This is a genomic window from Rummeliibacillus pycnus (assembly GCF_050459865.1).
Classification (GTDB): domain Bacteria; phylum Bacillota; class Bacilli; order Bacillales_A; family Planococcaceae; genus Rummeliibacillus; species Rummeliibacillus pycnus_B.
In genome coordinates this window covers 23,654-33,947 of the sequence record NZ_JBCMNM010000110.1, presented here as the reverse complement: position 1 = coordinate 33,947, position 10,294 = coordinate 23,654, and the positions used below count along the sequence as shown (strand labels likewise).

The following is a 10,294-nucleotide window of genomic DNA, read 5'->3' as shown; positions in this document are numbered from 1 at the left end:
CTGTTGCCCCGAGGAGGCTCAACAATCGCTTAGCACGAAAACGCCATCTGGAGCAGTATACTAAGTAAATACTAGATATAAAATACTACCTGAATTATTGAATTGTTTATTTATAAAATATTCGTATTTTTTATCTTGCAAAGCATTTATGGAATTAACTTAACTATAAAAATATTCAAAAAAACTAGAAAATAAAATGTAACAATAAATAGATAAATATGGTAAAGTGTTCCTGAGGGAAATTAACTACTTAATATTTTTAGTTTAATTTGTCACCAATCATTATTTAGAGGGGGTTTTTTATGAAATATAAAAAGTTAATTTTATTGTGTTTAATGTCTTTATTATTTTGTACTTTTCAAGCTACTTCCGTAGAAGCAGCCAAAATTCAACTTGTTATGAATAAAACTAATTATTCTATGTATGTGAATGGTAAACAGCAAATTAAAGTAACTGTAAAAGGAACAAAACAATCTAAAGTAAAGTGGAAAACTAGTAATAGTACGATTGCGAATGTTAACAGTAAGGGAGTGGTTTCTGCTAAAAAGGTAGGCAAAGTAAATATTACTGCCTATATCCCTAACACAAAAGTAAAGGCAATTGCAAAAATCAATATTTCTAAAAAAATACTGAATTCACAAGAAGTATTTAAAAAAGTGAATCCTGCTGTAGTTTATATTGCACTCTACAATAAATATAATCAGCATGTCAGTAGTGGTAGTGGTTTTATAGTTAATTCGAATGGAACTATTGTCACAAATCATCATGTGGTAACTGACATATCAGAAGCTAAATATGTAAAAATTAGTTTGAGTGACGGTCGTGTTTATGAAACAAATCAAGTAATTGGATATGATGCAAAACGTGACTTGGCAGTTTTAAAGATTAAAAATGCAAAAAATTTACCTACTGTTCAATTAGGAGACTCTAACAAAATCGAAACAGGAGAAAAAGTTTATGCATTAGGGAGTCCTCTGGGGAGTAGTGGTTCTATAACAGAAGGTATTTTAAGTAATAAACAAGTAGTACTAAATGATAAACAACGTTATATCCAAAGTAGTGCTCCTATTAGTCATGGAAATAGTGGCGGAACTTTAGTAAATAAATATGGGGAAGTTATAGGTATTAATGTTGCTTCACTAGTAAGTGGTCAAAACATGAATTTAGCAATTCCAATAAATGATTATAAGAAGATGAACTTGAAAAAATACAATACTTTAATAAATGTAAATAGAGAATATTATGTTCCTTTATCTGGTGAGGGAAAAGTTTATGAAGAAGAAAATAATGACGATTTAGAGTATGCGGACTATATAAAATATAAAAGAGCTTGGATTAATGGTAAAGTGGCATCAAATAATGATGTTGACGTATATCAATTTAATTTAACTGATTACGCTACCGTTAATATCACTTGCCTCACAGCAGATCCTAATATAAGTGATAATTTATCTTTCGGGTTATTTGATGATTATACTGAGAAAATGGAGTGGGCAACACAAAAATATGACTCAACGAACCAAACATACTATACAACTTTAACAAAAAAACTTTCTCCAGGGACTTATTATATTGTTATTGCTCCATACTCAGATGCGGATAAAACCTTTTCTAACAGTTCTTATGGAGCGTTTTTAGAAATTACTAATTAGTAGCTTTCTATAAAATAAGGAGCACTATTATTGAAACGGTGAATATACATTAGTTAACCTTGTCTTAGGTAAAACAAAAAGCTGACTCAATATTTTGAGCCAGCTTTTTAATTACATTATTACTTCATCATATTAATCAGTTTTTCTTTTTCTTTTAAATATTCAGCTTCTGTAATATCAGCTCTTTGGAGTAAACCAGCTAATCGTTGAATTTCCTGTAACATTTCTTCAGGCGTATACTGTTTCTTTTCAGTTGGATTTTGAGAGGATTGTTGATTTGATGACATAGTTAACCTCGTTTCATAGGTGATGCCTATATATTTTTATTCTTTATTATTTTACATTGCTCTTAGAAAGAATACAAATGCCTAATTGATGTACTTCATATATTTCCTTTCAGGGTTATTCAAATAAAAACCGTTCTAGAATCATAACTCTAGAACGGTTTTTTTGTTATGCAATAACTTCTGGATTAGATGAAGGGCTAGCTTCTTCTGCTTCTGCTTCACGATTGTGAGCGCCAGTTGGGTCAAATTCTTTTTCACTTTTAGAAATAACGACTGTTGCAACACCATTTCCGATTAGGTTTGTAACTGCTCGTGCTTCAGACATAAAGCGGTCAACACCAATTAATAATGCCATTCCTTCTACAGGAATCATAGGGAATGCAGCTAATGTAGCGGCAAGTGTGATAAATCCTGAACCAGTTACACCCGCAGCACCTTTAGAGGTTAACATTAAGATTCCGAGTAAAGTGATCTGTTGCCATATCGACATAGGAACATCATAAGCTTGAGCAATGAACATAGCGGCCATAGAAAGATAAATAGAAGTTCCATCTAAGTTGAAGGAATAGCCTGTTGGTACAACAAGACCCACTACTTGTTTAGAGCAACCATATTTCTCTAATTTACGCATCATGGAAGGTAAAGCTGATTCGGATGATGAAGTTCCAACAACAAGGAAAATTTCTTCTTTAATATAAGCGATAAATTTGAAAATATTAAATCCATAGAATTTTGCGATTGAGCCAAGAACAAATGTAATGAATAAGAACATGGTAATATACACAGCTACCATAAGTAATCCTAAAGATTTTAACGATTCAATCCCGAAATTACCGATTGTATAAGACATAGCACCGAATGCGCCAATAGGAGAAAGTTTCATAACCATATTGATAATTTTAAAGAAAATTTCTGAAACTTGTTCACAAAGTGTTATCACAGGTTTTACCGGATCTCCAATGGAAGCGGCAGCAACACCAAAAAGTACTGCACAGAATAATACAGGTAATAACTGACCAGCAGCTAGTGAACCAAAGAAATTTTCTGGTACGATGTTCATGATAAATGGGACAAACCCATGTTCAGTTTCAGCAGCTGCAGAAGTAAAAGCAGAAACATCCCCAGCTTTTGCAGCAGATGTATCTAATCCCTGTCCTGGATTTACAAGATGAACAACTACTAATCCGATTGCAAGTGCAATAGTAGAAACAACTTCAAAATAGATTAATGCCTTACCACCAATTTTACCTACTTTCTTTAAGTTGCCCATACTACCAATACCGATTACAACTGTTAAGAAGATAATTGGTGCAATTAACATTTTAATCAATTTAATGAAGATATCAGCTAAAACTTTTAGTTGAACACCAAACTCTGGGAAGAGTGCCCCCACAATAATACCAATGATAATTGCTGTAATTACTTGAAAAGTCAAACTTTTAAAATTAAATCTCATCCATGAACCTTCTTTCTACTTTATGAATTTGTTTTTCTTTCTTAATCAAATCATAAAGAAAAAGAAAACGTTTTCAATATTTTGGTTTTATTAGTCTTTTTGGTTATTTTGGTCTTAAAAGATAAAAAAGCCTCGAAACGTTGGTATATATGGATTTGTAAAAGATTCTGAAAATTATAACTGTATTGAAAATAATTAAAACAATGGAATTTTGTCTCTTTTGTACTAATACAGTTATTAAATTTTTAATAGTATATACCTCGCTAGTCTATATGAAATTAAAAAATATTGGCAATAAGCAAATTAAGATATTTTTTGATGAAATGAATAGAAAACGTTTAATTACCATATTATTATTTAAACTTATTAATATATAGAGAGGTGAGAGAATGGAAAATAAAAAGGATGTTTTTGATATAACAATTATTGGAGGGGGCCCTGTAGGATTATTTACAGCATTCTATGGTGGAATGAGACAAGCAAAAGTGAAAATCATTGAAAGTCTTCCTCAATTGGGTGGACAATTAACCGCTCTATATCCAGAAAAGTATATTTACGATGTAGCAGGATTTCCTAAGATTCGTGCACAAGAGTTAGTTAATAATTTAAAAAAGCAACTCCAAACATTTGAACCAACAATATGCTTAGAAGAATCCGTTATGCAATTAGAAAAACAAGAAGATGGCATATTTAAGCTTACAACGAACCGAGCTATTCATTTTTCCAAAACTATAATAATTACAGCGGGTAATGGTGCATTTCGACCTCGTAAGTTAGAAATAGAAGGTGCAGAGCAGTTTGAAAAGTCAAATCTTCATTACTTTGTGGAAGATTTGGCGCAGTTTAAAGATAAGAAAGTAGCGATTTTCGGAGGAGGGGATTCAGCTGTAGATTGGGCCAATATGCTGGAGCCAATTGCCGAAAAAGTAATATTAATTCATCGTCGAGAAAAGTTTCGTGCTCATGAACATAGTGTTGAGGAGCTGATGAAATCATCTGTAGAAGTACGAATTCCCTATGTTCCAGTAGAGTTAAAAGGGGAGCAATCAATTACTCAGATCGTAATAGAACAAACCAAGAGCAATCAAAAAGAGATAATTGATATTGATGATGTCGTTGTTAACTTTGGATTTATTTCTTCGTTGGGACCTATAAAAGAATGGGGTCTTGAGATAGAGAAGAATTCCATTCTAGTGAACTCCAAGCAAGAAACGAGTATACCGGGAGTTTATGCAGCTGGAGATATATGCACCTATGAAGGAAAAGTAAAGCTGATCGTCACTGGTTTTGGAGAAGGACCAACAGCAATTAATCATGCCAAAGTATATATAGATCCAAAATCGAAAGTACAGCCTTTGCATAGTACGTCTCTATTTCAGTAACTCTTCGAATATTAAGGTAAATAAAATACTAAAAATTTCATTATAAGCAAAAGTAATTAAAAGTCCTCTTTTATTACGAGGGCTTTTTGTATTTTAACATCCTTTTTCTGCTTGTTTAAAACCTGAATTGTTGGTATCGTGGATACAATTCGGAAAAGCATGGATAGAGGATAGAAAAAGCAAATCGTGGATAGAAATCTTTTAAACCAATAGATAGTGACAAACCTCTTTTAGTAATAAATCAACACAATTATTCCATCCATTTCCACAAAAGTGTTATGATAATCTTTAGTAAAAATTAGTAAGGAGCTTTTTATGGCATTTAATATTTTATTAATAGAGGATGATGAGGCGATATCCCAACTCATCAAGAAACATTTTTTTCAATGGGATATGCAAGTAGAAGTTCCTGATGATTTCAAACATGTGATGAACACATTTCATAAAATCCAACCACAGCTTGTGATTATCGATATTCAACTACCAGCCTTTGATGGATTTCACTGGTGTCGTGAAATACGCTCAATTACAAAGGTGCCAATTCTATTTTTATCCTCAAGAGATCAACCGATGGATATGGTGATGGCTATGCAAATGGGGGCCGATGATTATATTCAAAAGCCATTCAATATGGATGTGTTAATTGCAAAAGTACAAGCCATTTTACGTCGAACATATGATTATACAGAAGAAACGATAGAGCATGTCCTTTGGAATGGTGCAACAATTGAATATTCTACAAGTACTATAACGAAAAATAACAGAACGATTGAGCTAACAAAAAATGAACAGTTTATCCTTCGCATACTTTTAGAGCATAAAGACCAAATAGTATCAAGAGATGACTTAATGCGCAAATTATGGGATGACGAACGTTTTGTCAATGACAATACATTAACTGTAAATGTGAATCGATTAAGAAGTAAATTAGAAGATCTCTCTTTAACAGATGTCATTCTCACGAAGAAAGGCCTTGGTTATATGGCTGTAACAAAGGATGTGTAATAGTTGATTCGATTGTTTTTGAGAGAAAGACTCTCATGGATTCTATTTTTTGTATTTTGCATGATTTGGATGAACTTACTTTTAAATTTAGATGTTGGATTTACAAGTATATCAACAATGTATCTGAATGCTACATTACTATTCTTCTTTGTATGTTTTCTTATTTGGCGCTATATAAAAGAAATGAAAGTAGTAAAGGTAATGGTGGATTCACCAAAAGAATTTCATCGTTTCGAAGACCTTATTCTTACCAAATTGCACGAATCAGAACTGGAATTGGAACGATACAAGAATGAATTAACGATACAATTTTCAGAAGATCGAGATCAACACTTAGCGTGGATTCATGAAGTAAAAACACCTCTAACCGCTTTGAAGCTAATGATTGAAGATTTACCTTTAGCGACAAGAAAACCTTTAGAGTTAGAGTGGCTACGGATCCACTTATTACTTGATCAAACATTACACACTTTACGTCTTAGAAGTATTGAGCAAGATACAGTTCTCGATAAAGTCTCTTTATATCCAGTCGTTTTAAAAGAAATAAAAGAGCTACAATCTTGGTGTTTTGCAAAGAATTTAGCTATAGATGTAGATGATTTCGAAATTTCTGTTTTAACAGATCAAAAATGGCTTTCATTTATTATACGGCAAATTCTTTCAAATGCAGTGAAGTACAGTCATAAGGGAGATACCATCACCATTTATGTAACAAAAGATGAAGAAGGACATCAAAAATTACATATGCAAGATACTGGAGAAGGAATTGATCCTGCTGATTTACCACGAATATTTCAAAAATCTTTTACGGGTTCAACAGGACGTAAACAAAGTGCATCAACTGGTATGGGGCTCTATTTAGCTCATAATTCGGCAAAGAAACTAGGTATTATAATCGATGTTCATTCAATCGTAAATGAAGGAACTACATTCACAATAACATTCCCGGAAGCTAATGAATTTGTAAAAACAATAGCAAAGTGACAAAAATGTCATTTACGAATTCAAATTGTCACGTCAATCGAACGATTCCACGTCCTTTTCTTTATAAAATAGAATTAACAAATGCAGGAGGGAATCAAATGGGCATATTAAAAGCAAGTAAAATAAAAAAAGTATACGGTAAAAAACTTTTCGCTCAAGAAGTACTAAAAGGAATTGATTTAGAAGTAGAAACAGGAGAATTTGTTGGGATTATGGGTCCATCAGGTTCTGGTAAAACTACTTTGTTAAATGTCCTTTGTTCAATTGATCGTCCATCAGAAGGAATCGTAGAAATAAACGGTCAATCACTACAAAAGATGAAATCAAAACAACTGTCCTCATTCCGACGTACTGAAATGGGTTTTATCTTTCAAGATTACAACTTACTTGATACTTTAACGGTAAAGGAAAATATTCTTTTACCTTTAGCTGTTGGAAAAACAAACAAACAAGAAGCTGAAACTCGTTGTCGACAATTGGCTAAACAATTAGGGATAGAAGAAATATTAAATAAATATCCAAACGAAATTTCAGGTGGACAAAAACAACGTACAGCTTCTGCGCGTGCTCTTATTATTCAGCCAAGTATTGTTTTTGCTGATGAACCAACTGGTGCACTTGACTCCAAATCAGCAGCAGCATTACTTGAAAACTTAGGAACTTTAAACAAAGCCAATCGAGTTACAATTATGATGGTAACACACGATCCAGTCGCAGCAAGTTATTGCAGTCGTGTCCTTTTCTTAAAAGACGGACAAATTTATACTCAAATTTACAAAGGGGATAAAACCCGTACTCAATTCTTTCAAGAAATTATGAAAACGCAAGGTGTACTAGGCGGTGACGGTTATGAAGCTTAGTACTCTCGTCATTCGAAGTATGCGAAAAAATATAAAACACTACTACTTATACTTTTTCGCTCTTATTTTTAGTGCAGGTTTATATTTTTCATTTGTTACACTTCAGCATAATGAAGCTATAGTTAACCTAACTCATTCAAGTATGAAGGCTGAAGCAGCTTTTAGAGTAGGATCCATCTTATTATTAATCATTGTATTTTTCTTTGTTTTCTATGCTAATCAACTATTTTTGAAGAGACGTAGTAAAGAAATCGGACTGTATCAGATGATTGGAATCCCCAAATCAACTATTTCATATATGTTAACGATTGAAAATATCATACTTTGGGTTGGTGCAACACTTCTTGGTATTCTCATCGGATTTTTCTTCTCACGATTTTTCGCATTAATTTTCTTAAAGGTGATTGATACGAAGAGAGAGGTAGCATTAGATTTCTCAACAGAGGCTCTTTTCCAAACATTGATGGTATTTGCAGGATTATTAATTGTTGTCTTACTCCAAACAATGTGGGTAGTTCATCGTACATCATTATTAGATTTATTTAAAGCAACAAGTAAAGCAGAACAAAAAATGAAAAAGATGAATCCATTTCAATTACTATTAGGTATCATAGGAATTGGTTTAATCATTTATGGATATTACCTTTCTTCAATACTTTTTGAAATGGATAAAACAGCTACAATAAATGAATTATATAAAAGAATGGGAATGGTATTAGGTAGTGTTATTATAGGAACATTCCTAATGTTTCGATATTCAATTGCATTTATCATGAATTTGATTCGAATGTCTAGAAAAGGTCATTTATCCTTAAATGATGTACTTTCCATTACGCCAATCATGCATCGAATGAAGAGTAATGCACTATCGCTTTCGATTATTACAATTTTGACCGCGTTGGCACTAGCAATTCTTTCACTTTCATATATATCCTATTATTCTGTAGAAGCAACAACTGACCAATTTACTCCTTACGACATGTCTGTTGTTAATAATGAAGGAAAAGATTTCGAAAAAGCATTACAGAGGGAAAATATCGCATTCAAAACCAATCATTATGAACTTTTGAATGCGCAAATAGATTTAAATCCTTTATTAGAAGAAAAACCAGGTAATCAAAACAACTCGCAAATGGATACTATGGTAATAAAAGAAAGTGATGCCAAACAACTTATTCCAGATATTCATCTTAATAAAAATGAAGCTGTCATGTCGGGCTATAGCGATATAATGAAAGAATTTATTCCTTTTGAAGTAGGAAAGAAAATGATTCTTCATACGGATCATTCCAAACAAGATCTTACTTTAGTAGCCATTGAAAAACAGGCTAGTATTGATTCACTGCTTACTTTTGGTGCACCAGCCGTTATCATTCAAGATGAATTATTTAAACAACTTCAAAAAAATAAAGCGATCCAAAAAAACACACCTTGGACCTCTTATACTGGTTATACGATTACAAATAATAAACAAATGGAAAAGGCAATATCTATTTATAAAAAAACAACGAATGATGGTACATTTAAGGCGAGTGTAAAGAAAAATGTAAAGAATGGATCTCCTGAGACTTTCCAATTTACTGCGAAGCAAGAGTCGTATAGAAATGCACTCGAAATCTGGGGACTATTAATTTTTATCACAGGATTTTTAGGAATGGCTTTCTTATTTGCAACAGGTAGTATTCTTTACTTTAAACAAATGACAGAAGCAGAAGAAGAACGTGGATCATTTATGACATTGCGTAAAATTGGCTTTTCAACGGATGAAATGTTAAAAGGAATTCATCGAAAACAATTATTTAGTTTCGGATTACCTTTATTGATCGGAATTTTCCACAGTTATTTCGCTGTAAAATCTGGTTGGATGTTCTTTGGTTCAGAATTAGTGGTACCACTCCTAATTACAATGGGAGTTTATATTCTCTTATATTCAATCTTCGCAATCCTGACATCAAATTATTATCGAAAAATTATTAAAGAAATATTATAAGAATAAGCATCTCAATTTGTTATTGAATTGAGATGCTTATTTGTATTATATTGGAATTAATTTAATTTATTGAAAATTTTATCTCGCATTAACGAGCAGTTAGATCCCTCCTGAAAATTGAGAGAGAAGCGAAGAAGTTAGATGGGGGTTAACTGCCCTTAAAAGCCCGATTGGTTCAACTAACCATCAGTGGGAATGAGGAAACTCCCCTCTGATAGAAGTTTCACTTTACATCATTCTTTGAAGTCGAAAAAGTTGCCTTAGTTAGAAAAGAGCAGACTTTATCAGGAGGTATTTTTATGGATTCACGACAAGAAACACCTGAAGAAAAAAGAGAACGTTTAAGACAAAAAGAATTAAAGAATAACACTTTTGGTACGTTTAACGATGGAGTAAATCGTGCTGGAAATGGAAATTTACCTGATTTAGTTGGAGGAATGGGATGGAAAGGTACTGGGATCTTAATATTAGTATTGTTCATAGGGTATGTAATTTATAAAATATTGTTTTAATAATATAGGTTGATTCTTAATGATTCGCCATTCGAAAAATAGTTGCTATCCAATATGTAAACAGTCATACCAATCGTTGAAATATTTCTAATATATTTTGGTTTTTCGGCATATAGAAAGAAAAGTGAGCACCAGAGCGCTAACATCTCTATTATCCTATTTTTAT

The 10,294-nt window shown here is 32.4% G+C and carries 9 protein-coding genes; 7 read left to right on the top strand and 2 right to left on the bottom strand.

Annotation, left to right across the window (positions count from 1 at the left end; genetic code table 11):
- Window positions 1-302 precede the first annotated feature (302 nt).
- Entirely contained in the window at window positions 303-1,652 is a 1,350-nt protein-coding gene (locus tag ABE048_RS19440) for a trypsin-like peptidase domain-containing protein (protein ID WP_430312954.1), read from the top strand.
- 119 nt (window positions 1,653-1,771) lie between these two features.
- Here the strand turns inward: ABE048_RS19440 and ABE048_RS19435 are convergent, their stop codons facing one another.
- The gene (locus ABE048_RS19435; RefSeq protein ID WP_430312953.1) at window positions 1,772-1,939 is read right to left on the bottom strand and encodes a hypothetical protein; all 168 of its coding nucleotides are present in this window, start codon (window positions 1,937-1,939) and stop codon (window positions 1,772-1,774) included.
- Between the two features lie 166 nt (window positions 1,940-2,105).
- A complete protein-coding gene (locus ABE048_RS19430; protein WP_430312952.1) occupies window positions 2,106-3,395 on the bottom strand; it encodes a dicarboxylate/amino acid:cation symporter in 1,290 nt (429 codons plus the stop codon).
- A gap of 389 nt (window positions 3,396-3,784) precedes the next feature.
- Between ABE048_RS19430 and ABE048_RS19425 the strand changes: the two genes are divergently transcribed.
- From ABE048_RS19425 to ABE048_RS19400, 6 genes are all read left to right on the top strand, one after another.
- Window positions 3,785-4,777, top strand: a complete 993-nt coding sequence (locus ABE048_RS19425) for an NAD(P)/FAD-dependent oxidoreductase (RefSeq protein ID WP_430312951.1) — start codon at window positions 3,785-3,787, stop codon at window positions 4,775-4,777.
- 315 nt (window positions 4,778-5,092) lie between these two features.
- A complete protein-coding gene (locus tag ABE048_RS19420; RefSeq protein WP_430312950.1) occupies window positions 5,093-5,782 on the top strand; it encodes a response regulator transcription factor in 690 nt (229 codons plus the stop codon).
- 69 nt (window positions 5,783-5,851) lie between these two features.
- Window positions 5,852-6,766: a sensor histidine kinase gene (locus ABE048_RS19415; protein ID WP_430312949.1), complete on the top strand. Its 915-nt coding sequence runs from the start codon at window positions 5,852-5,854 to the stop codon at window positions 6,764-6,766.
- A 98-nt stretch (window positions 6,767-6,864) separates the two neighbouring features.
- Window positions 6,865-7,626 (top strand): ABC transporter ATP-binding protein, encoded by a 762-nt coding sequence (locus ABE048_RS19410; RefSeq protein ID WP_430312948.1) that lies wholly within the window; start codon window positions 6,865-6,867, stop codon window positions 7,624-7,626.
- Complete coding sequence (locus ABE048_RS19405) at window positions 7,616-9,616, top strand: FtsX-like permease family protein (RefSeq protein WP_430312947.1); 2,001 nt, start codon at window positions 7,616-7,618, stop codon at window positions 9,614-9,616. Before ABE048_RS19410 ends, ABE048_RS19405 begins: the two co-directional genes overlap by 11 nt.
- Before the next feature lie 299 nt (window positions 9,617-9,915).
- Window positions 9,916-10,128 (top strand): DUF6366 family protein, encoded by a 213-nt coding sequence (locus ABE048_RS19400; RefSeq protein ID WP_430312946.1) that lies wholly within the window; start codon window positions 9,916-9,918, stop codon window positions 10,126-10,128.
- The last annotated feature ends 166 nt before the right edge of the window (window positions 10,129-10,294 follow it).